The organism is Micrococcus cohnii (assembly GCF_014205175.1).
In the GTDB taxonomy this organism is placed as follows: Bacteria; Actinomycetota; Actinomycetes; order Actinomycetales; family Micrococcaceae; genus Micrococcus; species Micrococcus cohnii.
The window spans coordinates 1,145,321-1,167,585 of the sequence record NZ_JACHNA010000001.1; the positions used below are offsets into that span (position 1 = coordinate 1,145,321).

21 protein-coding genes are annotated in these 22,265 nt (G+C 71.2%); 5 read left to right on the forward strand and 16 right to left on the reverse strand.

The annotated features are described in order from the left end of the window. Nucleotides 1–59: 59 nt before the first annotated feature. Nucleotides 60–971 carry a translation initiation factor IF-3 gene (gene infC / locus HDA30_RS05180; RefSeq protein WP_158496766.1) on the reverse strand — a complete coding sequence of 304 codons (912 nt, stop codon included), beginning with the start codon at nt 969–971 and terminating at the stop codon, nt 60–62. A gap of 320 nt (nt 972–1,291) precedes the next feature. Between infC and HDA30_RS05185 the strand changes: the two genes are divergently transcribed. Beyond that, nucleotides 1,292–1,663, forward strand: a complete 372-nt coding sequence (locus HDA30_RS05185; protein WP_184241277.1) for a DUF1844 domain-containing protein — start codon at nt 1,292–1,294, stop codon at nt 1,661–1,663. 14 nt (nt 1,664–1,677) lie between these two features. Here the strand turns inward: HDA30_RS05185 and HDA30_RS05190 are convergent, their stop codons facing one another. Next, a complete protein-coding gene (locus HDA30_RS05190; RefSeq protein ID WP_184241278.1) occupies nt 1,678–2,112 on the reverse strand; it encodes a hypothetical protein in 435 nt (144 codons plus the stop codon). A gap of 365 nt (nt 2,113–2,477) precedes the next feature. Here HDA30_RS05190 and HDA30_RS05195 point away from each other — a divergent pair, with 365 nt between their 5' ends. Then, complete coding sequence (locus tag HDA30_RS05195) at nt 2,478–2,726, forward strand: WhiB family transcriptional regulator (RefSeq protein ID WP_158496763.1); 249 nt, start codon at nt 2,478–2,480, stop codon at nt 2,724–2,726. Nucleotides 2,727–2,742: 16 nt separating this feature from the next. Here the strand turns inward: HDA30_RS05195 and HDA30_RS05200 are convergent, their stop codons facing one another. From HDA30_RS05200 to HDA30_RS05210, 3 genes are read right to left on the reverse strand one after another with little or no spacing between them, the layout of a single operon-like run. Next, entirely contained in the window at nt 2,743–4,254 is a 1,512-nt protein-coding gene (locus HDA30_RS05200) for a sensor histidine kinase (protein ID WP_158496762.1), read from the reverse strand. A 51-nt stretch (nt 4,255–4,305) separates the two neighbouring features. Further along, on the reverse strand, nt 4,306–5,832 hold the full coding sequence (locus HDA30_RS05205; RefSeq protein WP_184241279.1) for a nucleotide-binding protein: 1,527 nt from the start codon (nt 5,830–5,832) through the stop codon (nt 4,306–4,308). Between the two features lie 3 nt (nt 5,833–5,835). Beyond that, entirely contained in the window at nt 5,836–6,477 is a 642-nt protein-coding gene (locus tag HDA30_RS05210) for a CpaB family protein (protein ID WP_184241280.1), read from the reverse strand. Between the two features lie 254 nt (nt 6,478–6,731). Here HDA30_RS05210 and HDA30_RS05215 point away from each other — a divergent pair, with 254 nt between their 5' ends. After that, on the forward strand, nt 6,732–6,965 hold the full coding sequence (locus tag HDA30_RS05215; protein ID WP_184241281.1) for a helix-turn-helix domain-containing protein: 234 nt from the start codon (nt 6,732–6,734) through the stop codon (nt 6,963–6,965). 4 nt (nt 6,966–6,969) lie between these two features. Here HDA30_RS05215 and HDA30_RS05220 read toward each other — a convergent pair whose 3' ends face one another. After that, nucleotides 6,970–7,521, reverse strand: a complete 552-nt coding sequence (locus tag HDA30_RS05220; RefSeq protein WP_158496759.1) for a hypothetical protein — start codon at nt 7,519–7,521, stop codon at nt 6,970–6,972. 174 nt (nt 7,522–7,695) lie between these two features. Here HDA30_RS05220 and HDA30_RS05225 point away from each other — a divergent pair, with 174 nt between their 5' ends. Next, on the forward strand, nt 7,696–8,538 hold the full coding sequence (locus HDA30_RS05225) for a LysM peptidoglycan-binding domain-containing protein (RefSeq protein WP_184241282.1): 843 nt from the start codon (nt 7,696–7,698) through the stop codon (nt 8,536–8,538). An 80-nt stretch (nt 8,539–8,618) separates the two neighbouring features. Then, nucleotides 8,619–9,122: an Rv3235 family protein gene (locus tag HDA30_RS05230; protein WP_184241283.1), complete on the forward strand. Its 504-nt coding sequence runs from the start codon at nt 8,619–8,621 to the stop codon at nt 9,120–9,122. Nucleotides 9,123–9,175: 53 nt separating this feature from the next. Here the strand turns inward: HDA30_RS05230 and secA are convergent, their stop codons facing one another. The 10 genes from secA to HDA30_RS05280 form a co-directional block, all read right to left on the reverse strand. Then, a complete protein-coding gene (gene secA, locus HDA30_RS05235; protein ID WP_184241284.1) occupies nt 9,176–12,016 on the reverse strand; it encodes a preprotein translocase subunit SecA in 2,841 nt (946 codons plus the stop codon). A gap of 158 nt (nt 12,017–12,174) precedes the next feature. Continuing rightward, nucleotides 12,175–12,819, reverse strand: coding sequence for a ribosome hibernation-promoting factor, HPF/YfiA family (gene hpf / locus HDA30_RS05240; protein ID WP_158496755.1), 645 nt, complete (start codon nt 12,817–12,819; stop codon nt 12,175–12,177). Nucleotides 12,820–12,963: 144 nt separating this feature from the next. Continuing rightward, complete coding sequence (locus HDA30_RS05245) at nt 12,964–13,749, reverse strand: ComF family protein (protein WP_184241285.1); 786 nt, start codon at nt 13,747–13,749, stop codon at nt 12,964–12,966. A gap of 134 nt (nt 13,750–13,883) precedes the next feature. Then, the gene (locus HDA30_RS05250; RefSeq protein ID WP_184241286.1) at nt 13,884–15,629 is read right to left on the reverse strand and encodes an LpqB family beta-propeller domain-containing protein; all 1,746 of its coding nucleotides are present in this window, start codon (nt 15,627–15,629) and stop codon (nt 13,884–13,886) included. Then, nucleotides 15,626–17,500, reverse strand: a complete 1,875-nt coding sequence (mtrB, locus tag HDA30_RS05255; RefSeq protein WP_246418706.1) for an MtrAB system histidine kinase MtrB — start codon at nt 17,498–17,500, stop codon at nt 15,626–15,628. Before mtrB ends, HDA30_RS05250 begins: the two co-directional genes overlap by 4 nt. 4 nt (nt 17,501–17,504) lie before the next feature. After that, complete coding sequence (gene mtrA / locus HDA30_RS05260) at nt 17,505–18,185, reverse strand: MtrAB system response regulator MtrA (protein WP_158496751.1); 681 nt, start codon at nt 18,183–18,185, stop codon at nt 17,505–17,507. Between the two features lie 174 nt (nt 18,186–18,359). Continuing rightward, nucleotides 18,360–19,439 (reverse strand): uroporphyrinogen decarboxylase/cobalamine-independent methonine synthase family protein, encoded by a 1,080-nt coding sequence (locus HDA30_RS05265; protein ID WP_184241287.1) that lies wholly within the window; start codon nt 19,437–19,439, stop codon nt 18,360–18,362. Then, nucleotides 19,436–19,834, reverse strand: a complete 399-nt coding sequence (locus HDA30_RS05270; RefSeq protein WP_184241288.1) for a chorismate mutase — start codon at nt 19,832–19,834, stop codon at nt 19,436–19,438. Before HDA30_RS05270 ends, HDA30_RS05265 begins: the two co-directional genes overlap by 4 nt. Before the next feature lie 11 nt (nt 19,835–19,845). After that, entirely contained in the window at nt 19,846–20,994 is a 1,149-nt protein-coding gene (gene mnmA / locus HDA30_RS05275; RefSeq protein ID WP_184241289.1) for a tRNA 2-thiouridine(34) synthase MnmA, read from the reverse strand. Further along, nucleotides 20,991–22,262 (reverse strand): cysteine desulfurase family protein, encoded by a 1,272-nt coding sequence (locus HDA30_RS05280; protein WP_184241290.1) that lies wholly within the window; start codon nt 22,260–22,262, stop codon nt 20,991–20,993. Before HDA30_RS05280 ends, mnmA begins: the two co-directional genes overlap by 4 nt. Between the last annotated feature and the right edge of the window lie 3 nt (nt 22,263–22,265).

Sequence of the window (22,265 nt, forward strand, 5' to 3'; positions counted from 1 at the left end):
TGGACGGATAGGGGTTGTTGCCTGCGCCACCGCGCACCGGGCGCGGGACGCGACACGTATCAGGCCTTGCGAGGCCCGGGCTTGGGGGCGCCTGCCGGCTTGGGCGCGGCAGGCTTGGGCGCCGACGACGGCTTCGGCGTGGACGCGGCGGTCGGCTTCGGCGCAGGCTTCTGCTCCTTGGGTGCGGACTTCTCCGGCGCCGGCGTCTCCGCGGGCTTCTGCGACGAGGCCGGGCGCTGGCCGGCCCCCTGCGTCGCCTCCGCCTCACGGGACTCGGCCATCCGCTTGAGCTGCTCAGGGAAGGCGTCACCGACCGAGTTTGTCACCGGCGCGGAGTTCTGAGCGGCCTTCTCGGCGGCCTTGGCCTTCGCCTCACGGGCCGCCTGATCGCGCCGAGACCCACCACCGGAGCGCTCACGCTTCGGTGCTTCGTTCTTGCGCGCCTCAGAGCGTGCCTCGGCCTTGGTCTTCAGCGGACCGATGACCATGACCATGTTGCGCCCGTCCTGCCGGGGAGCCGATTCGACGGCGCCCAGCTCGGCGACGTCGTCGGCGAACTTCTCGAGCAGGCGGATGCCGAGCTCGGGACGCTGCTGTTCACGCCCGCGGAACTGGATGATGGCCTTGACCTTGTCACCCTGACCGAGGAACTTCCGGGCGCGCCCCGTCTTCGTCTCGTAGTCGTGGCTGTCGATCTTCAGGCGGAAGCGCACCTCCTTGAGCGAGGTGTTGACCTGATTCTTGCGCGACTCGCGCGCCTTCACCGCGGCCTCGTATTTGTACTTGCCGAAATCCATCAGCTTCGCCACCGGAGGCTTGGCGGCGGGCGCCACCTCGACGAGGTCGAGGTCCGCCTCACCAGCCAGGCGCAGGGCGTCCTCGATCCGGACGATGCCGACCTGCTCGCCGTTGGGGCCAACCAGACGGACTTCCGGAACGCGGATGCGCTCGTTGATACGGGGATCGCTAATGGTGCTTCTCCTGTGTCGAGATCAAGGTGCTGTGCCGTGGTTGACGCGCCTCACGCCGCAGCCCCGTCTCGAGAGAGAAATCGAGGCCTCGGTGCCGTGCGCACGTCGAGGCCTCGTCACGGTCCCGTTCAGGACCCTTCGCTCCGAACCGCGGACGACGCGATCGCCGTCCTGTTCGTCACGGTGACCCGGCAACTCGGCCCGAGCAACGCGATGCGCACCGGACGTCCTGCTGACGCGGGTGGGAGGAGGCCTCCACTTGTTCCTCACCGGAGCGATGCGTGTGCACGTCCGGAAGGTCGTGTGGGAAGCTTACCACCATGACCGAAGAACACCAGCACCCGCAGGGTGAGCAGCCCGCCGTCGACCCCGAGGTCCGCGAGATCCACGAGGTCCCCGCCGTCGAGGTGATCACGACGACGGCGGTGCACCTGATGACCGCCGCGGCCGTGAAGGTCGGACTCGCCGACAGCCCCGACGCGAAGGAGCTGGTGGACCTCGATGAGGCACGCAAGCTGATCACCGCCCTCGCCGGACTCATCACCGCCGCCGCGCCCGAGATCTCCAGCTCCCACGCGGGCCCTCTGCGCGACGGGCTGCGCAGCCTGCAGCTGGCTTTCCGCGAAGCCTCGCCCTACCCGGACGCCCCGGGCAAGGGCCCCGGCGAGAAGCTGACCGGCCCCGTCAACTGACCCCCGCACCGGGATCATCCCCGGCGCAGGTGGCGCGAGACCCCGGCCGACATCACGCTGACAATCCCGGCGCCGGCGACGAGGAAGAGCCCGACGCCGAGCAGGACGTCGCCACCCGTCCACATCCAGGTCGACAGCAGCACGCAGAACAACAGGATTGCGGTGGCGGCGCCCCGGGTCCACGACCGCCCGCGGAAGAGTCCGGCGGCCGTCGCCCCGACCCACGCCGCCAGGGCGAGGTACAGCACCAGCAGGAACACCTGCGCCCCCACCGTCAGCTGGCCCGACCCGAGACGCAGCGCCGCGTCCACGGCGAGCCACGCCAGGGTCGCGGCCACGACCGACAGTGCGATGACGCCGATCCACACGGCCACCGGTCGGCCTCGACCGCGCTCAGCCCGACGGCGGCCCGGCTCGGTGCCTTGCGCGGGTCGTTCTGGAGTGCTCATGGTGATTCCGTCCTTTCCTGCGGATTCCACCGTACCCGCGAGGCGACGCGGCGTTCGCGGCCGACGAGACGCCCGCGTCGACGTCCGTCGTGTTCGACGTCATCCAATCCCACCCTTGTGAGGCGTTGGCCGCCGTGCGAAGATCGATGCCGATGTTGTTCGGGGACCGTTCATGATCGGTCCCCGTTCTGTTTGCCTGGACATGGTTTGTCGCCCGCACCCCGGTCGCGGCGCCGCCCCGCCGACCGTGAGACGGAGCAGGAGCCCGCGCCCATGTCCGACGAGGTGAACCCCATGCACCGCCGCAATGCGCACGCGAGTGACATCGTCGTGCGCACAGTCGTGACCGAGAGTGAGAGTGCCGTATGGATTGGCGAAGCCGCGCAGCGTGCCTGAACAAGGACCCCGAGCTGTTCTTCCCCGTGGGGAACACCGGACCAGCCCTGCTGCAGATCGAGGAGGCGAAGTCCGTGTGCCGCTCCTGCGAGGTGGTGGACACCTGCCTGAAGTGGGCCATGGAGTCCGGTCAGGACTCGGGCGTGTGGGGCGGCATGAGCGAGGACGAGCGCCGGGCCATGAAGCGCCGCGCGGCGCGTGCCCGCCGCGCGTCCTGACCCCGGCACGCCAGCATCAGTCCAGGGGCACGCGCGCGCTCACGCGGGTCGAGCCGTCGACGGCCTGCGACCTCGAGAGCGTGCCGCCCAGCTCTGACTCGACGAGCGTGCGCACGATCCGCAGACCCAGCCCTCCCCCGTCCGCCTGAGCCAGGGGCCCCTTGGCCGGTTCGACGGATGAGGGCTGGTGGCCGCTGCCCGAGTCGACGACCTCGACCTCGAGCAGCTCGCCGATGGGCGTGAGGTCCCGGCGCGCGACGAGCCGGACGAGCCCGCCCTCCGGCCCCGTGCCGTGCTCGACCGCATTCGTGGCGAGCTCATTGATGACCAGGGCGAGCGCCGTGGTGATCCGGGTGGGCAGAGCGCCGAACTCGCCCTCGACGCGAGAGCGGACCTGACGCCCGTCTCCGGCGACCTCGACGGCCAGGCGGAACAGGCGCGCCATCAGCGCGTCGACGTCGACATGGCCGGCGACGTCCTCGGACAGGCTCTGGTGGACCAGGGCGATCGTGTCCACCCGCTGCATCGCCTGTGCCAGGGCCTGACGCGCCTCCTGGGAGGTGGCCCGACGCGCCTGCATCCGCAGCAGCGACCCGACGGTCTGCAGGTTGTTCTTCACCCGATGGTGGATCTCCCGGATCGTCGCGTCCTTGCTGACCAGCCGCTGCTCCTGTCGACGCAGCTCGCTCACATCGCGCAGCATCAGCAGCGCGCCGTCGCGCTCCTCGCGTCCGCGCACAACGATCCCGCGCACCATGATGGTGACCTTGCCGATCTGCACCTCCGCACGACCGCCGCGTGCCCCCGACAACACCGACCAGGCGTCCTCGTCGAGGGCGCCCGTGCCGATCATCGCCTGGGTGAGGATCGGGGCGAGCACCTGACCTTCGATGGACACCGCAACGCCCAGGCGCCGCAGCGCCGAGACGGCATTCGGGCTGGCGAACGCGGCGCGGGCATCGGCGTCCAGGACGATCAGACCGTCACCGACACGTGGCGTGCCCCCGATCCAGAAGCCGGGCGGATCCGCGGGATCTGGCCACTGACCGCGTCGGGTCATGTGCAGAAGTCGCTCCGCCGCGGCGCGGTAGTTCAGCTCGATGCTGGTCAGCTCACGCCGACTGTCCGGATCCCGGTGCTCCGTGAGGACCGCCAGCACACGGCCATCGCGCTTCACCGGCCACAGCCGCACCTGCAGCGTGCCGTCCGGGGCCTCGATGGGTTCGGCGCCCGCAGTGTCATGGGACCGCCACGCCTGCGTCAGCAGGGCCCGCAGGTCGGCGCGGGCCCGCGAGCCGACCAGATCACGATGGAACAGCGTCGCCGCGGTCACGGGGCGTGCCTGAGCCATGGCGTAATAGCCGCCGGTGCCGTCGGATCGTGGCGCGGGACACCACAGCACAAGGTCGGCCAGCGACAGGTCCGCGATGAGCTGCCAGTCGCCCACCAGGGTCAACAGCCAGTCCCGGTCGCCGGCGGAGAGGTCCGGGTGCAGCCGCAGCGGGTCCGCGGACAAGGAAGTGACCATGGGCGCCAGCCTAACCTCCGCCGGTGACGCCTCAGGGCGCTCCCGTCCCGGTCAGGCCCTGGGTGACACCCGGGAACGCCGACGCACGAGGCGGGCCACCGACGCGGGCAACCCCACGGCGGGACGCCGGGTACGCGCCGCGCGCGTCCGTGCCGCGGCGCCGTCCGTCTGGGGCGCCCCGGAGTCGGCCGCGAGCCCCGCCAGCGCCCGGCGCAACGACGACCTCGGCGCGGACTCGGCGAGGACCTGGCCGTTGAGCAACGCCTGGTCCACCGCCGCCGGGTCGTCCGGCAGGAAGGACAGCCGGGCGTCGGTGTCGACGAAGCGTCGCCACGCCGCCTGGATCTGCGACTGGGGTGCCAGACCCGCCGTCGACGAACGCACCCGGTTCACCACGACCTGCACCTGCGTCGTGCCGCCCACCGTGTCGACCAGGGCCGGGATCGTCCGCATCAGTCGCGGCAGCGACACGGCGCACCCGCCGCCCACCGCCAGGATCCGGTCCGCCGCGCGCAGCGCCGCGAGCGTCGCCGCATTGCGCTGCGGGGCGGGAATGTCAAAGGAGAGCTCCTCGTCCTCCTCGAGGCAGAAACCGACGTCGACCACCACGCGGTCCCAGTGGCCGCGAGCGGCCTGCAGAACGTGCGCCACGGCGGAGGAACGCAGCTCAGGCCAGCGATCTGGTCGGCTCAGCCCCGTCAGAACGGACAGCTCCGCCCCGGCGACCCGGATCCGGGCCGCACAGTCGGCCAGTCGGCGCTCATCGAGGTCTCCGCGGTCAGCGGCACGTGCGGCTTGCGCCAGTCCCGCCGCGTCATCGAGAAGCCCGAGACACGCAGCCACGGACGGGCCGTAGGTGTCGGCGTCGACGAGCACGGTCCGATGACCCAGAAGCGCGTACTCGGCGGCGAGGTTCACCGCCACAGTCGTGCGCCCCGGCGCTCCCGTGGGACCCCACACGGCCACCACGACCGGGGACGCCGCCGCGCCAGCGAGGGTGGCGGCGCTGTCCTCCGGTTCGCCCTCTTCGACAACCTCGGCGGACATACCGGACGGTGCTTCGGCGGCCGACGCGGTATCGTCCAGCCGCAATGCCGCGGCAGGACCGCTCGCACCGGACTCGCCCGGGTCCAGCGGCCGAGGCTCGTCCGCGTCGACGTCGAGACGTGCCGGCAGTTCCGGTTCTCCCTCCGCGTCCGGCAGCGGGGTGCGCTTCGTCTCGAGCGCTGCGTCGCGAGCGGCCTGCGTGAGAGCGGCGGCGAGCTCCAACGGGTCGGCGTCGAGGCGCAGCGCGGGCACACCGAGCCGACGCAGCCGTCCTCGCTCAGCAGGCACCTCGCTCTGGACCACCAGGCCGACGGGCCGGTCGAGGGAATCGACCTCGTCGATCAGCGCACGGGTGATCTCCTCGACCTCAGCGGACGCCAGGAGGACGTCCACGGAGCCGGTCCGGGCCACCGCGAGCAGCTCCGCGAGGTCCTCGACCCGTCGGAGGATGGTTACCTCTGCCTGCGCCCGTTCGAGCGGGCCGATGACGTCGTGATGCGGGGCGACGAGTGCGGCGACGGCGACGCGCACGATTCACTTCCCTCCGACCGACGGCAGCACCGTGATCCGGGCGTCGGCGACCTTTCCGGCCAGGATCTCAGGCAGCTCCTCCGGACCGATGAGAACCTGCACGCGCACCAGGTCGGCCCCGGCGAAGGGACCAGACTGTGTCGACACCTCAGCGATCTCGACCGCCTTGGCCGTCAGCTCCGGCCGCTCATGGCCCTGGCCTGACTCCTGCGGCTGGGCCACCCAGACGTCCACCCGGTCGCCGACGCCGATACCCGAGGGCAGGGGCTCTCCCACCGTGAGGCCGACGTGACGGCGGCTCTTCGGGTCTTCACGCACCACCGCCTCTGCCGGCACGAGCTCACCGGCGCGGACGGCAGCCACCACGGTCGACTCCGCGGGGACCTGCTCGGACGCGGCAAGGTAGCGGCCTCCCGCAGAACCGAGGTTCACCTCGACCGGGACCAGGTCAGCGGCCTCGACGGTTCGTCCCGGGGCGATGTCCGTGGCGGCCGCCCAGTACGCGACCGTGCGGCGCTCGTTCTGCACGAGAGCCACGACGGACGCCATAGATGCCAGCACAAGCAGGACCCCGACGATCAGACGCGGGTCGCGCCAGCGCGGGCGACGCAGGCGCGGTGCGGATGTGCTCTCGGAAGCGGACACGACGAATTCTCCCTCCACAGATGTCGCAGGCGCGGAGCCCGGCGTCGCTCCGGCCGTCGGCACGCGGCTCCGCCCCGTCGACGTCGCCATGGGTGCCAGCATGAGAATAATGCCACATCTCACGCCGATGGGAGTTGCACATCACACCTGTGGACGGGCTCGCGTCCCGCGTGTCATCCACGATTGAATGGAGTCAAGACCAGCACTGGATATCACCGTGCATGAAACCGCAACAAACACGGAAGAGGATCACCATGCCGCGCTTTCTGACCCTGACGGACGTCGCCGAGGTGCTCAACGTGTCCGTCGCACAGTCCCGTGCCCTGGTGCGCTCAGGCGAGCTGCCAGCCATCCAGGTCGGCGGACGCGGCCAGTGGCGAGTCGAGGAGCGTGTGCTGGACGACTACATCGCCGCCCAGTACCAGGCGACCGCACAGAAGGTCCGAGAGTGGGCCCGCCACGACGCCGCGCAACGCACGGACGCCTGAGCCGTCACACCACCCCGCTGCGCGCCCGGACGAGCGCGATCGCGGCGACGGGAATCGTTACCCTGCCCCGCACCGACGCCTGACGTCGCGGCTCGTCTCTGGCATGCCGAGCCAGGTCGACATGATCGGCCCCCACGCGGTCGATCGTCCCCGCGGCCAGTTCGTCTCCGCCTGCGGCCACCACCTCGACGGTGCTCCGCGACCGCGCCAGCAGTCGCAGGACGGAGACGAACGACCGCCCGGCCCTGGCGTCGACCACCGCCGCGCTCAGCGGCGCCTCGATCGTCAGCACGTGCGCGAGGGACACCACCACCGATCCGGCGCTCGCCGCACCACCGAACCAGTCCGAGGACACCGCCTGCACCCGCAGCTCGAAGGGTGAGACCCCGCGCACGCGCACGCGTACAACCGTGCCGATGGCGCCGCGCAGACGCTCAACAAGACTCAGCTGCGCCCATTCGCCGCGCGTCAGCTCCGCAGCGTCGGCCAGCTGTTGCGCGGTCCGTCCCGCCTCCCACTCTGCCTCCAGGTCCGCGAACAGCGCATCCCATCTCATGACGACAGATCCTAACCTGCCCCGCCGAACGAAAGTTCGTCAAACCGCATCAAAGAGCATCATCGACCCACTCTTGACAGTGTGCGCAAACACACGTCTACACTCGCTATCGAAGCCAGGAAACAGCCATCGGGGGCCGTTTCCGCTCACAACCGCGATCCAGGGGGACCAGCCATGAGGACGGCTGACGAGAAGACTCACCGCGCGAGCTCACCCAGCGCCGGAACGTCACCGCAGTCAACGCACACACACGACGGCAAGGACCGTGGCAGAGGCGCGGGAGCACTCCCGCTCGCTGCGCTGTTCACAGCGACGCCGATCCTGTGGTGGGCCGGCGGCTCGCTGTGGGCGCAGACCGGAGCCACCGCCGTCGCGGAGACCGAGCGGCTCATCGCCCTGAGCTGCACGGTGGCGGCGGCCGGCCTCACCGCATGGTGGCTGCTGGCGCTGAGCGCCACGGCCGTCTGGGCGAGCGCGCTGCGCCGCGGAGATGCTCGCACCGCGCAGCGCGTTGGCCGGTTCGCCCCCGCGGCGCTGCGCCGTCTGGCGGCAACGGCGCTCGGGCTCTCGGTTGTGCTGGCCCCCGGGGCCACCGCTGCCGACGTCGTCGACACGCGGCTGCCCGTCGATGCGGTCGGGATCACGACGCCACGGGACCCGGCCGCCACGACAAGCGCACAGTCAGAACAGCACTCCGTGACGGACGGGCCGCCGAGCGCGGCCTGGATCCCGCACGGACAGGCCCCGACGGCCGCCTTCACGCCCCGTCAGCCCCGTATCACCGTCGACGCCCCGTCCCACACCGTGACGACCGGCGACTGTCTGTGGGACATCGCCGCGACCGAACTCGGCCCGGACGCCACCGTGCTCGAGGTCGACCTGCGCTGGCGCCAGTGGTACCGCCACAATCGGTCAGTCATCGGCGAAGACCCCCACGCCCTGCGCGCAGGACTGGTGCTGCAGGCACCGCCCTTCGACTCCGACGTCCCCGCAGCGGGGGTGTACTCGCTGCGATGAGAACACTGACGCCCTCAGCCCCCGTACACCTCGCCCACACTCCGAGCCTCCGGCCAGATCACGACAAGGAGACGCCCACGATGACCGCCACCGCCGCCCCGACATCCCTCAACGCCGTCTCTGAGACGGGCCACGGTGCCCGTTCGGCTCCCCTGCCCCGGGCCACGGGCGCCCCGCGCCGTCGGCCACGCGCCGAGCGACCGGAGGCACCGACGCTGAGCCTCCGGGCCCGGCAGGAGCAGCGAGCCGAGCAGGAGCGCTCTGCCAGGACCCTGGCCGCGGTGATCGCCCTGGCCTGTGTCGAGGCCGAAGCCGGCCGTCGCCCGCTGCGCGACCTGGCGACATGGTTGGACTTGCCCGTCTACGACAAGGTGGCCCGCCGTCTCGCGCTGCTCGAACGCACCGGCGCGTCCGTCCGGCTCACCACGTCGCCCCGACCGCTCGGGGCGCGGGTGCATCGCCTGAGCCCGGACCGGCTGGAGGCCTGTGCCACGATCACCTGCGACGAGCGCGCCCGAGCGATCGCCATGCGCCTCGAGCGACGGCTGAGCCGGTGGAAGGTCACGCAGATCGAAATCGGCTGACCACCACCGGCTCGCGGACGAGCGCCCGGCGCGTCCGGCTACCGCCGGACGGGTTAGGTGCCGCTGCCCTGCGATGGCTTCGCCCCACCGGACCGCGTGCGTGCACCGGACTTCTTCTTCCCGGCCTTGCCGGGGGTCTTTGTCGCGGCAGACGAGGACCCCGCCGTCGACGTCGTCCGAGCGGCCCGCTCGGCCGCACGCCGGTCCCGGCGTGAGCCCTGCGGGGCGTCCTCCTTCTCGTCGAGCCTGCGTTCGCGGATGGCACCGTCCTCGGTCGGGCCCGACAGACGCATCTGCGACGGACGACTCGGGGCCTGCAGACCGTCGACCGTGACCTGAGGCGTCATCGTGGAACCGCGGGCGTCCTTCACTCCCGGCAGGGACACCGGCGTCTGCTCGGCGGAGATGTTCGCGGTGAACAGCGTGCGCACGGACTCTTCACGGATCGCGGCCATCATCGCCTGGTAGAGCCGGTAGCCCTCCCGCTGGTACTCGACGAGCGGTTCGCGCTGAGCCATGGCGCGCAGGCCGATCCCCTCCTTGAGGTAGTCCATCTCGTAGAGATGCTCCTGCCACTTGGAGCCGATCGAGGCCAGGACGACCCGGCGCTCCGCCTCACGCAGAGCCTCCTCGCCGACCTCCGCCTCGCGGTCGTCGTAGGCCAGCAACGCATCCGAGGCGAGCTCGCGCTTGAGCACACTCGGCGTCAGCCGGGCCCGTCCGCCGGCCTCGTCCACGACCTCGTCGACCGTGATGCCGACCGGGTAGATCGTGCGCAGGTTCTCCCACAACGCATCGAGATCCCACTCGGTGGACCGTCCCTCCTCGGTCGCCGCGTCGACCAGCGCGTGAACCGTGTCCTCGACGAAGTTGCGCACCTTGGCCCGCAGGTCCTGTCCCTCGAGGATCGAACGGCGGTCGGCATAGATCGCCTCACGCTGCCGGTTCATCACATCGTCGTACTTCAGGACGTTCTTGCGCTGCTCGGCGTTGCGTCCTTCGACCTGTGCTTGAGCGTTCTGGATCGCCGAGGAGACCATCTTGAACTCGAGCGCCATGTCGTCCGGGATCGCGGTCGAGTTCATGATCCGCGCCGCCGCACCCGGGTTGAAGTTGCGCATCAGCTCATCGGTGAGCGACAGGTAGAACCGCGACTCACCCGGATCGCCCTGACGCCCAGAGCGGCCCCGCAGCTGGTTGTCGATGCGCCGGGACTCGTGACGCTCCGTGCCCACCACGTACAGACCGCCGGCCTCGAGCACCTTCTCGTGCTCCTCCTTCACCGCCTGCTGCGCCGCCTCGAGCACCTCGGGCCACCGCGCCTCGTACTCCTCAGGGTTCTCCTGCGCGTCGAGGCCGAGCTCCTGCATACGCGCGACGGCGGTGAACTCGGCGTTGCCGCCCAGCATGATGTCCGTGCCGCGCCCGGCCATGTTCGTCGCCACCGTCACGGCGCCGTACCGGCCCGCCTGCGCCACGATCGCCGCCTCACGCGCGTGGTTCTTCGCGTTGAGCACCTCGTGACGCACGCCCTTCTTGGCCAGCAGCATCGAGAGGTACTCCGACTTCTCCACCGACGTCGTGCCCACGAGGACCGGCTGGCCCTTCTGGTGTCGCTCGGCGATGTCCTCGACGACCGCGTCGAACTTGACCTTCTCGTTCTTGTACACCAGGTCGTTCTTATCCACACGCTGCTTCGGGCGGTTCGGCGGGATGACCACGACACCGAGCTTGTACGTGTTCGTGAACTCGGCCGCCTCGGTCTCTGCGGTGCCGGTCATGCCGGAGAGCTTGTCGTACTGGCGGAAATAGTTCTGCAGTGTGACCGTGGCCAGAGTCTGGTTCTCAGGCTTGATCTTCACGCCCTCCTTGGCCTCGATGGCCTGGTGCATGCCCTCGTTGTAGCGGCGCCCCGCGAGAACACGACCGGTGTGCTCGTCGACGATCTGCACCTCGCCGTTGAGCACGACGTAGTCCTTGTCGCGCTTGAACAGCTCCTTGGCCTTCACGGCGTTGTTGAGGAACTGAATCAGCGGAGTGTTCTGCGACTCGTAGAGGTTCTCGATGCCGAGATGATCCTCAACCTTCTCGATGCCCTCCTCGAGCACGCCGACAGTGCGCTTCTTCTCGTCGACCTCATAGTCCGTGTCCTTCGTCAGGCGCCGGGCGATGCGGGCGAACTCCCCGTACCACCGCGTGACATCGCCCTGCGTCGGTCCCGAGATGATCAACGGCGTGCGTGCCTCGTCGATGAGGATCGAGTCGACCTCGTCCACGATCGCGAAGTAGTGCTCGCGCTGCACGAGCTCGTCCAGCGACCACGCCATGTTGTCGCGCAGGAAGTCGAAGCCGAACTCGTTGTTCGTGCCGTAGGTGATGTCCGCGTTGTACTGCTCGCGCCGGGTCGCCGGATCCTGGCCGGAGACGATGCAGCCGGTCTCCATGCCCAGGAAGCGGAAGACCCGCCCCATCAGATCCGCCTGGTATGAGGCCAGGAAGTCGTTCACGGTGACCACGTGCACGCCCTTGCCGGTCAGCGCGTTCAGGTAGGCCGGCGCCGTCGCGACGAGGGTCTTCCCCTCGCCGGTCTTCATCTCCGCGATGTTGCCCTGGTGCAGAGCGACACCGCCCATCAACTGCACGTCGTAGTGGCGCTGACCCAGGGTGCGGCCGGCGGCCTCGCGCACCGCGGCGAACGCCTCGGGCAGCAGCATGTCGAGAGTCTCGCCGTCGGCCAGTCGTTCCTTGTAGGACTGGGTCTCCGCCTTCAACTCCGCATCGCTGAGCCCGCGGAACTCGTCTTCGAGGACGTTAATCGCATCCACCGTACCCTGCAGTCGCTTGATGGCCCGGTTATCCGAGATCTTCAGGACGCGGTCGATGATCGAAGGCACTTGAGCTGACTCCTCGTCGTGTGGCGCATGCCCCGCGCTCGGGCGCGGACGCCGAGCAGCGCTCGACGGCCCGCGCCCGCACGGCGGCCCAGTGGTCTGCCGGACAGTCTACGGGTGGGCGCCTGGGAGTTCGCCCACCCTCACACACCTCCGGCTGCTCACGAGGCCGCGGGCTCGTCGTCAAGACTGATGACGCCGTACTCCCAACCGCGTCGGCGGTAGACGACGGCGTCCCGTCCCGTCCGCTCGTCGCGGAACAGGTAGAAGTCGTGCCCGACCAGCTCCATCGCATCCACCGCCTCGGCGACGCTCATCGCAACGACAGGGAAGGACTTCTGCCGGATCGTGACCGGTGACGACGGCGCCTCCGGCACCGGCTCACCGGCCTGCTGCTGCTCCTCGCGCCGGGCCGCCAGGACCTGTTCGACCAGACTCATGCCCGGTTCGACGACGGGGACCGGCTCCGTGATCTCGGAGACGGGACGCTGCCTGCGCCGATCCTTGCGGCGATCCCGCAGGCGACGCAGCCGCTGCGTCAGACGCCCGAACGCACGGTCGAAGGCGGCCTGCTTGTCGTCGTCGTCCGCGAGGGTGCGCACGACCCGACCGGCGCCACGAGCCGTGACCTCGACCCGCATGGTGTTCTCCGAGTGACGGTGATGGGACACCTTCGTGACCTTGACCTCAAGTTCGTCGAGCCCCTCCGCGAGGCTTTCGAGCCTTTCGACGCGCTGCTGCGCATGTTCTCGGAAGGCGTCCTTGAGGCTGACGCCATGGGCCACGAAATCAACGTCGACGGTCATCTCGACCTCCTGCGCTCTCGCCAGCGGTCCCGTGTGCCCGGACCCGCGACCGCGTGCCGGATGCACAACGGCGGTCGAAGGAAGTCCAGCTCCTTTCGACCGCCTGACGGGAGGGAGCCGGAACACCGGCTCCGTGCCCCAAGCCTAGACCTGGTCGATGTGCGTGTCATCACTTGTTCGCCGCCCGCGAGGCGCCGGCACGCCTGCGACGACCGCGGCCGCCACCGGCACGCCGCCGGCGCCACGGACGACCTCGGCGAGCGCGGCGAGCGTCGCACCGGTCGTGACCACGTCGTCCACCAGGACCACCGGAGTCCCCGCGGCCAGCGCGTGGCCAGGACGCCAGCCGCGGCGTCGTGCCCGGCGCTGCACGGCGCCCGCACCCGCGTGGGACCGGTCTGGCCGCCACAGCGACGACGGCTCCAGGCCGCTCTGACGCACGAGTCTCAACGCCACGGGCGCCGGATGCGGACCCGCGGCCTCGAGCAGCTCCGGCAACGGAGCGTACCCGCGCCGGAGGAACCCTCGCCACGAGTCCGGCACGGGCACCAGCACCGGCTCCGTCCGCGGCGCACCGGCATGCCCCAGCGCGTGGACCAGGGCCCGACGCAGACCGCGCCCGAGCGGCCTGGCCAGATGCAGCGCGTCGTGGTCCTTGAAAGCCAGCAACGCCGTGGCGACGTCCGCCGTGTAGTCTCCAGCCGCGAACACCGGCAGGGGGCGGCCCCGCGCGTCCAGCGGAAGCGCGAGCGCGCCTTCCTCGACACGGCGGACCTGCCCCAGATCCGCCTCGAGGCCGGCCCGGCAGTCCGGACAGCACCGATGGGCCCGGCGTCCGCACAGGACGCAGTCGGAGGGGAGGAACAGGTCGATCAGCTCACCCAGAACGGTGGTCTCGCCCTCGGCTGTGGCGTCAGTGCTGGAGGACATGGGTCCAGCACACCGCGTCCGCGCTCGCCGCGCCGGCCGGAGGCCGCCGCCTGGGGACACGGGCGCCCGGTGCGGTCGGTGTGCAGCAGCGGCGCCACCGGCGCCGAGGCCCACCTGATGTGTGCCGCCCCGGATCAGCCGGGCGAGGAGATGTCCCGGATCGGATGCGGCACGTCCTGGCTGCGCCACGAGGACCCCACCAGCAGGGAGACCCCGTCCTTCGTCTCGGCGTAGAAGCCACCGGAGCCGCCGACCGAGATGTCCGTCATGCCCAGCAGCGGGGTCAGCACCCGACGGGTGCCATCGAGCGAGACCACCTCGGGCTCGACCTCGTCCTGCGCCGACTCGGCGGTATCCGCGACGACGAGCGTGACGCCGTCCACCCACCGCACCTGGGTCATGGGGACCGTGGTCGGACGTTCCTCCGGCTCGGTCAGCGCCGAGGGGACCCCGTCGGTGCCGCGCACCACGCCCGCCACGACGAGCCTGGTCTTCTCCCCGTCGTCGATGAGCAGCGCCGCCCGCGCCCCGTCGGGCGCCACGCGCAGGTCCACGATCTGCTCGCCGGAGTCCAGCCAGGGGGTGCTGATGACGCGCGGCTGGTTCTTCTCGCTGGCCGCGGGCGGCACCGCGCGCACCTGCGAGTCCGCCCCCGTGTCGGCGGTCCAGACCCAGTCGAGGCCGTCGATGCTCGGCGAGGTCAGCGACTCACCCTCCACGGTCCGTTCAAGCGTGCCCTCCGTGGTCGCGACGTACAGCTCGTCTCGGTCCTCGGTGAGGAACGCGAAATCGGTGCGTGAACGGTTCATCGTCGGGTCCACCGGGGCCAGCTCGGAGACCTCGGGCAGGCCGCCGACGGGAGTCACGGTCAGACCCTGGAAGAACATGAGCGAACTGTCGTCCTTCGACACACCGACTTGGACGGAGTCGTTCACCAGCTCCGTCTCAACCTCGGGGGCCCTCTCGCGGGAGCCCTGCACGCCGAGCGGATCGTGTTCGATGGTGATGTCGACCTCCTCGACCGTGCCGAGGCCGGTCAGGGTGAGCTCGATCTGCTGGCGCATCCGGGCCAGCCGTGCCGGGTCCGCGCCCTCGACCGTCTGCCCGGTCAGATCGACCTCGGCCGTGCCGGCGGAGACCGGCACCGAGGGGCGGGTCAGTCCGGCCGGCGCGCCGGGCGGGAACGCGGAGACCACCGCGCCGCGCAGCGGCTCCGAGGGGCCCTCGAGCAGGGCCTGCATGACCGCACCGGCCGTCGTGCCGCGATTGATGAACCAGCGCACGTCCGGCACTGCATACGTCATGGTCTGGTCGAAGAAGTACAGGTTGTGCGGGGCGTAGATCGCGGTGAACTGCGTCGCCGAGAGCAGGGTGCCGTCCTCGGTGCTGCTCACGCGCTTCTGGCCGTCGACCTCCGTGACCTCGACCTGCCACGCCTCGGTGGTGCCGGCCGGCATGACCGTGCGGACTCCGTGCTCGTCCACGATCGAATCGACCTCGACCTGCACGACGTACTGGCCCTTCTCATCGGCCTGCGTCACGGTCGGCTGGGCGGAGTACACCACCGTCCGCTTTCCCGGGTCCCAGGACCGGCGCGCCTGCGCGGTGAGGTACTCCCGTGCCACGGCGTAGTCGTCCTGCGGCCCGACGCCGGCGGCGAGGAAGCCCCGCACGATCTCGCCCGCGTCGGCGCCCTCGCTGGGGGCGGGAGGGCGGTACAGCGGCGCCTGTTCCTCGTCTCCGGACCGCGCCGTCGGCTCGGAGGTGCCCACCGGCGAGGACGTGGGCACCTGCACGCACCCGGTGAGGGCGAGGCCGAGGCACAGACCGGCCGCGAGCGCGCGGCCGCGGCGGGCAGGGGCGTGACGCTGCACTGTCATGTTCCTGGCTCCTGCTCGGGATCATCCGTCGACGGGCGCAGCGGCGTCGCGTCGAGCGCCTGCTCCTGAACCCGGTCCATGGCCCAGTCCCCCGACCCGGTCCGCCCCGGTTCGGGGGCGATCTCGTCGAGGCCCTCGACGGCGACGGGACCGAGCGGCCGCTGCGGGTCCTGCGCGGTGCGCCGCTGGTGCAGATCGTAGTCCGGCGGCAACGGCAGCGCGTCGTGGGAGGCCATCGTCGCGGGCGTGTGGGCCGCACCGTCGGCCGGCTGGCTCCGCGGCAGGGTCAGCAGGAAGCAGGAGCCCTCCCCCAGTCGGCCCCACGCGGACAGTATGCCGCCGTGGATCCGCGTGTCCTCGGTCGCGATCGACAGTCCGAGACCGGAGCCGCCCGTGGTGCGGTTGCGGGCCGGGTCGGCACGCCAGAACCGGTCGAAGACCCGCTCGACCTGCTCCTCGCTCATGCCGATGCCGTGGTCGACCACCGCGACGGAGACGACCTCCTCGTCGCCGCCGAGCACGACGTCGACCGGCTCCCCCTCGGCATGCTCGATCGCGTTGTTCACGAGGTTGCGCACGATGCGCTCGATCCGACGCGGGTCCACGACCGCGGAGAACCCCTCGCCCTGCGGGACCACGAACACGGCGACACCGGCCTGGTCGGCGAGCGGCTGCGATGTGAGGATCACGTCGGTGCACAGCTCGAACAGATCGGTGTCCTCGAGCGCGAGCTGCGCCGCGCCCGCGTCGAAGCGGGTGATCTCGAGCAGATCGGCGAGCATGGCCTGGAAGCGGTCAACCTGGTGGTAGAGCAGCTCCGTCGATCGCCGGTTCACCGGACCGAAGTCTTCTCGCGAGCCGTAGAGGACGTCGGCGGCCATGCGCACGGTCGTCAGCGGAGTGCGCAGCTCGTGCGAGACGTCGGAGACGAACCGCTGCTGCATCTGAGACAGGTGGGCCAGCTGGGTGATCTGGTCCTGGATGTGGTCGGCCATGCGGTTGAAGGAGGTTCCGAGGCGAGCGACCTCGTCCTCGCCGTGCACCGGCATGCGGACCTCGAGGTTGCCCCGGGAGAGGGTCTCGGCGGCGCGCGAGGCCTGCGTCACCGACTGGACGACCAGGCGCATCACGAGCGCCGAGACGACGACGTTCAGCAGGACGAACACGACGCCGAAGAGCATCAGAACCTGCATGACGGAGCCCAGCGACTGCTGGACGTCGGAGAGGTCGTAGACCAGATACAGCGCGTAGGCGGACCCCGGCGGCAGGATGATCTGCGTGCCGAAGGCGACGCCCGGCGACTGCCCTTCCCTGTCGGGCAGCCCGACCGAGGCGTAGTAGACCCCGTTGCCCTCGGCGACCGCCCTCTCGAGGTCATCGGGGATGACTCCCGGCGACATGCGCGGCGACGAGACCGTGCCGACGTCGGCGGACTCGGTGTCCGGCATCGGCACGAACAGGAAGTGCCGCCCCGGGGCGGTTGTGTCGCCCTCGAGCGAGCGCAGGGTCTGCGAGACCATCATGTCGGTCGCCTGCTCGTCGCCGCCGGCCGACGAGAACGTCTCACGCACATCGTTCAGGGCACGATTGGCGTCCGCCTCGACCTGCTCGAAACGCGCGTTGACCAGGGCGTTGGAGATCTGCTGGGTGAAGAACACCGCGACGAGGCCGGACCCGGCCAGGGACAGCACGCCCACCAGCAACGCCGTGCGCCACTGCAACGAGCGGCGCCACTGGGCGCGGGGCCGGCGCAGCCACGACCACCGTGCACCGGAGGGCCGCTCGGAGTGGCGGTGGTCCGGGACGAGCGCCAGCGAGCCGGTGGCCGGCCGCGTGCGCTTGTCCCGCTCGTCGTGGTTCTCCTCGTCCAAGGGCTCAGCCCTGGCCGGCCTTGTAGCCGACGCCGCGGACGGTGAGCACGACGGTCGGGTTCTCCGGGTCGGGCTCGACCTTCGAGCGCAGGCGCTGGACGTGCACGTTTACCAGCCGCGTATCGGCCTGGTGGCGGTAGCCCCAGACCTCCTCGAGCAGCATCTCGCGGCTGAACACCTGCCACGGCTTGCGGGCCAGGGCGACCAGCAGATCGAATTCGAGCGGGGTCAGGGCGATCTGCTCGGAGCCGCGACGCACCTGGTGACCGGCGACGTCGATGTCCAGTCCACCGATCTTCAGGGTCTCCGGGGCCTTGGCGTCGCCTTCGCGCAGGCGGGCTCGCACGCGGGCGACCAGCTCGGCGGGTTTGAACGGCTTGGGCACGTAGTCGTCCGCGCCCGATTCGAGGCCGCGCACGACGTCGGCGGTGTCCGACTTCGCCGTGAGCATGACGATTGGCACGTCGGACTCCTCGCGGATGAGCTTGCACACCTCGATGCCGTCGATGCCCGGGAGCATGAGATCGAGCAGGACGAGGTCGGGCTGCACGGAACGGAACGTGGGCAGCGCGGAGGAGCCGTCGGCGCTGAACGCCACCTCGAATCCGTCACCCTTCAGGACGATGCCGATCATCTCGGCGAGGGCCTCGTCGTCGTCGACGACCAAGATGGTGGCCTTGCTCATGCGCTTCTCCTCCACGTGCTCGGCGCCCTGCGGCGCGACGCTGTGCCGGCACGACAGCCCGGGGATGATTCGGCGTGTCCGGGGCGGCGCCGCCCGACGGCTGTGCGTCACACCAGGATATCCCGCACGTCGGGTCGCCGCGGCCAGGGCCATGCCAGCGCCGCCACCGCGGGCTCAGCCGACCTCGGCGAGCCGGTCGATCAGCTCCGTGCGGTGAGCCACCGCGCCGCGCAGTCCGGCCACCGTCGCCTCACCGTCGAGGGTCCCCGGCCCGATGAGATCCCACCGAGCGAGCAGGGCCGGCTCCACACCGACGCGCTCGGCCTCATGCAGCAGTGTCTCGGGCGCGAGATCCGTGCCGACCGCGACAGGCGCGCGCTCCGGAGCGCCCCGCTCCGAGGCGGCCGCGGCGAGGCCCCAGACGGACGCCGCCGCCTCCCCGTCCACCCGGCCAAGGCGCAGACACGCGGTGACCGCCGGCGCTGCGTCGACCAGCTCGACAGCGAGCTCGCGCAGCCGCCGCGCCGCTCGGCGCACGGCGTCCCCGTCCTCGCCCGCCAGGAACGCCCCAGAACGCTCAGCGGAGACCGGTCGGGGCTCGGCGTTGAGCCACACACAATCGGCCGACCCGTCGAGCGCCTCGAGTACACGCGACCAATGGCGGCGTGCCTCGTCCCGCGGCAGCGCCCGCACCGTCCGGTATCCGGAAGCGGTCGGCAGGGTGCCGGCCTGCGCCGCAGCGGCCCTCGGCTCATCGAGCACCAGGCCGATATGGCGGGCCTCGGTCTGCTCCCGCACGCGGCGCATCAGGCTCGCGAGGGCCTCGGCGAGCGCGTCGACGACGTCCCGTCGGGCCCCGGCGTCCACGAGGACCCGTTCGCCGCCGGGCAGCCAGAGCCCGGCGAGCAGGCTCAGGGGCCCGTGCACGCGCAGGGCCAGACGGTCCACGGCCAGCCCCTCGGCCCCGGCGACGTCGGCCCAGCGATGCAGGTCCTCCGCCAGATACGACACGGCGCGACGGCGGTCGACGCCGAGTCCGGCGGAGCTCGGGGCAATGCGCCAGCCGTGGGGCTGCAGGTCCACGGCCAGCTCGGGCAGCAACGCCGCCGTGCGTCCGACCGCGTCCGCGCCGGGACCCCGCTCGGGCAGTTCGGGCAGCACCGGCCAATGCTCGGCCGCGGCCTCGCCGATCGTGACCCGCGCGGCCTCGGCGGCATTGACGCCACCCCACGTGCCGCCCAGCAGCACGGTCATGCTTCGGGCTCCGACTCGTCAGCGATCGCCTGATGGTGGCGGATGACCTCGGCGATGATGAAGTTGAGGAACTTGGCCGCGAACTCCGGCTCCAGGTCGGCCTCCCGGGCCAGCGTCTGCAGTCGCTGGATCTGCGCGGCTTCTCTCCCCGGGTCCGACGGCGGGAGGTCATGCTCGGCCTTGAGCCGACCGACGCGCTGGGTGAACTTGAAGCGTTCGGCCAACAAGTAGACGAGAGAGGCGTCAATGTTGTCGATGCTGCCGCGGATCGCGTAGAGCTCGTCGAGCACCGCCTGTTCGGCGGTGCCGACGAGGGAGCTGGCGTGCGGGTCGTAGCGCCGCGCACCGGCCGCTGCGGTCCCCGAGGTGGCGGCGTTCTCAGGCGTCGAGTTCATACCGGCTCACCCTACGCAGGCGTGGGGTCTGCGGCATCCGTGAGCGCCGCGTTGCGGGCGGAGTCGATCGCGCACTGCCCCAGCACGCGGGTGCCCTGGTACAGCACGGCCGACTGACCGGGGGCGACGCCCGTCAGAGACCGGGTCGGGCGGATCTCCCACCGTTCGCCGTGCTCGCCGTCATGCCCGAGCACTCGGGCGACGGCGGGGACGATCTCCCCGTGAGCCCGGAACTGCAGCTGGCAGTCGAAGGGCTCCCCGGAAGCGGCCTCGGGCAGGCGCTGCCCGGCCCAGGAGGCGCGGATGCCGGTGATCCGGTCCACCGCGAGCATGTCGCGCGAGCCCACGACGACGGTGTTGTCCTTCGGCCGCACCTCGAGCACGAAGCGGGGCTTGCCGTCGGGAGCCGGGCGGCCGAGGGCCAGTCCCCTGCGCTGCCCGACCGTGTAGGCCTGCGAGCCGGCATGCGTGCCGAGCTCACGGCCCTGCACGTCGATGATCGGCCCCGGTTCCAGGTCGATGCGCTCGGCCAGCCAGCCGCGGGTGTCTCCGTCGGGGATGAAGCAGATGTCGTGCGAATCGGGCTTCTTCGCCACCGACAAGCCGCGTTCGGCGGCCTCGGCGCGCACGAGGTCCTTCGAGGGGGTGTCGGCGAGCGGGAAGAGGCAGTGTTCGAGCTGGTCGGCGGTGAGCACGCCGAGCACATAGGACTGGTCCTTGGCGTCGTCAGCGGCGCGGTGCAGCTGCAGGTGGCCGTCGTCGCCGCGGCGCACGGCGGCGTAGTGGCCCGTCGCGACGGCGTCGAAGCCCAGCTGCAGGGCACGTTCGAGCAGGGCTGTGAACTTGATCTTCTCGTTGCAGCGCAGGCACGGGTTCGGCGTGCGCCCCGCCGCGTACTCGGAGACGAAGTCCTCGACCACGTCCTCGGCGAAGCGCTCCGAGAAGTCCCACGTGTAGTACGGGATTCCGAGCTTCTCGCAAGCCCGCCACGCATCGGAGGCGTCCTCGATGGTGCAGCACCCGCGTGAGCCGGTGCGCAGGGTCCCAGGCATGCGGGACAGAGCGAGGTGCACGCCGACGACGTCGTGCCCGGCGTCGACGGCACGGGCGGCGGCGACGGCGGAATCGACACCGCCGGACATGGCGGCCAGGACCTTCACGGGCGGGCTCCTTCGTCAGTCGGATCGGCGAGCCCGGCGACGAGGCCGGGCAGAGTCTGCAGTACTCGGTCAACGTCCGCGTCGGTCGTCGTATGCCCGAGGCTGAACCGCTGGGTGGCGCGGGCGGCTTCGGGCGGCAGCCCGGCCGCCTCGGCGAGCGCCGCGACGACGTGGCTCGGCTCGGCGACCCCGGCGGTGCACGCCGAACCGGAGGACGTGTCGAGCCCGGCCGTGTCGCACGCGAAGAGCAGGGCGTCCGCGTTCGTCCCGTCGACGGTGACATGCACGTTGCCCGGCAGCCGGCACGTGCCCGCGGCCAGCGCCTGGCCCGTCGCCGGGTCGATGTCACGGGGCCCGGTCAGGCGCACCCCCGGCATCGTCAGCAGAGCGTCGATCACCCGATCACGCAGGCCACCGAGCCGTCGGGCCTCGTCCACCCGCTCGGCCACCGCCTGATCGGCCGCGGCGGCGAACGCAGCGGCGAGCGCGACGGACACCGTGCCCGAACGCAGCCGACGCTCCTGGCCGCCCCCGTGCAGGATCGGTTCCAGCCGAGCATCGCGACGCACGCACAACGCGCCCACGCCGACCGGGGCGCCGAGCTTGTGCCCGGAGACGGCCATCGTCGTGGCGCCGCTCGCGGCGAAGTCCACCTCCAAGGCGCCGAACGCCTGCACCGCGTCCGTGTGGAGGGGAACGCCGTGCGCGGCGGCGATCCGGGCGGCCTCGGCAACCGGCTGCACCGCGCCGATCTCATTGTTCGCCCACATCATCACGGCCAGCGCGGTGCGCTCCGGGGCCTCGGCCAGGGCTGCCTGCCAGGCGACCAGGTCCACGACGCCCTCGCCATCGACCGGCACGAGCACGGATTCGGCTTCCTCACGCTCGACGAGGCGGTCGATCACGTCGAGCACGGCGTGGTGCTCGACGCCGGTGTGCACGATGCGCGGCCGGGGCACAGCGCCGACGGCGGTCGCCGGCGACGGTCCCGTCGCGTTGCGGGCACGGAACAGACCGGTCACGGCGAGGTTGTCCGCCTCGGTGCCGCCGGAGGTCAGCACGACTTCCGAGGGGTGACAGCCCAGGTCCGCCGCGAGGCGATCGCGGGCCTGCTCAAGCACGAGCTTGGCCCGGCGCCCGCTCGCGTGCAGGGAGGCGGGGTTCGCCCCCAGCGCGGCGGCCTCGCTGAAGGCGGCGAGAGCGACGGGGCGCACGGGCGTGGTGGCGGCGTGGTCGAGGTACACGCGGCGACGCGGATCGTGTGTCATCGC

Coding starts and splice junctions, on each gene's coding strand:
- HDA30_RS05185 (WP_184241277.1), top strand. CDS start 1,292: ATGACCGAAGAACACCAGCACCCGCAGGGTGAGCAGCCCGCCGTCGAC.
- HDA30_RS05190 (WP_184241278.1), bottom strand. CDS start 2,112: ATGAGCACTCCAGAACGACCCGCGCAAGGCACCGAGCCGGGCCGCCGT.
- HDA30_RS05195 (WP_158496763.1), top strand. CDS start 2,478: ATGGATTGGCGAAGCCGCGCAGCGTGCCTGAACAAGGACCCCGAGCTG.
- HDA30_RS05200 (WP_158496762.1), bottom strand. CDS start 4,254: ATGGTCACTTCCTTGTCCGCGGACCCGCTGCGGCTGCACCCGGACCTC.
- HDA30_RS05215 (WP_184241281.1), top strand. CDS start 6,732: ATGCCGCGCTTTCTGACCCTGACGGACGTCGCCGAGGTGCTCAACGTG.
- HDA30_RS05220 (WP_158496759.1), bottom strand. CDS start 7,521: ATGAGATGGGATGCGCTGTTCGCGGACCTGGAGGCAGAGTGGGAGGCG.
- HDA30_RS05225 (WP_184241282.1), top strand. CDS start 7,696: ATGAGGACGGCTGACGAGAAGACTCACCGCGCGAGCTCACCCAGCGCC.
- HDA30_RS05230 (WP_184241283.1), top strand. CDS start 8,619: ATGACCGCCACCGCCGCCCCGACATCCCTCAACGCCGTCTCTGAGACG.
- hpf (WP_158496755.1), bottom strand. CDS start 12,819: ATGACCGTCGACGTTGATTTCGTGGCCCATGGCGTCAGCCTCAAGGAC.
- HDA30_RS05245 (WP_184241285.1), bottom strand. CDS start 13,749: ATGTCCTCCAGCACTGACGCCACAGCCGAGGGCGAGACCACCGTTCTG.
- HDA30_RS05250 (WP_184241286.1), bottom strand. CDS start 15,629: ATGACAGTGCAGCGTCACGCCCCTGCCCGCCGCGGCCGCGCGCTCGCG.
- mtrA (WP_158496751.1), bottom strand. CDS start 18,185: ATGAGCAAGGCCACCATCTTGGTCGTCGACGACGACGAGGCCCTCGCC.
- HDA30_RS05265 (WP_184241287.1), bottom strand. CDS start 19,439: ATGACCGTGCTGCTGGGCGGCACGTGGGGTGGCGTCAATGCCGCCGAG.
- HDA30_RS05270 (WP_184241288.1), bottom strand. CDS start 19,834: ATGAACTCGACGCCTGAGAACGCCGCCACCTCGGGGACCGCAGCGGCC.
- HDA30_RS05280 (WP_184241290.1), bottom strand. CDS start 22,262: ATGACACACGATCCGCGTCGCCGCGTGTACCTCGACCACGCCGCCACC.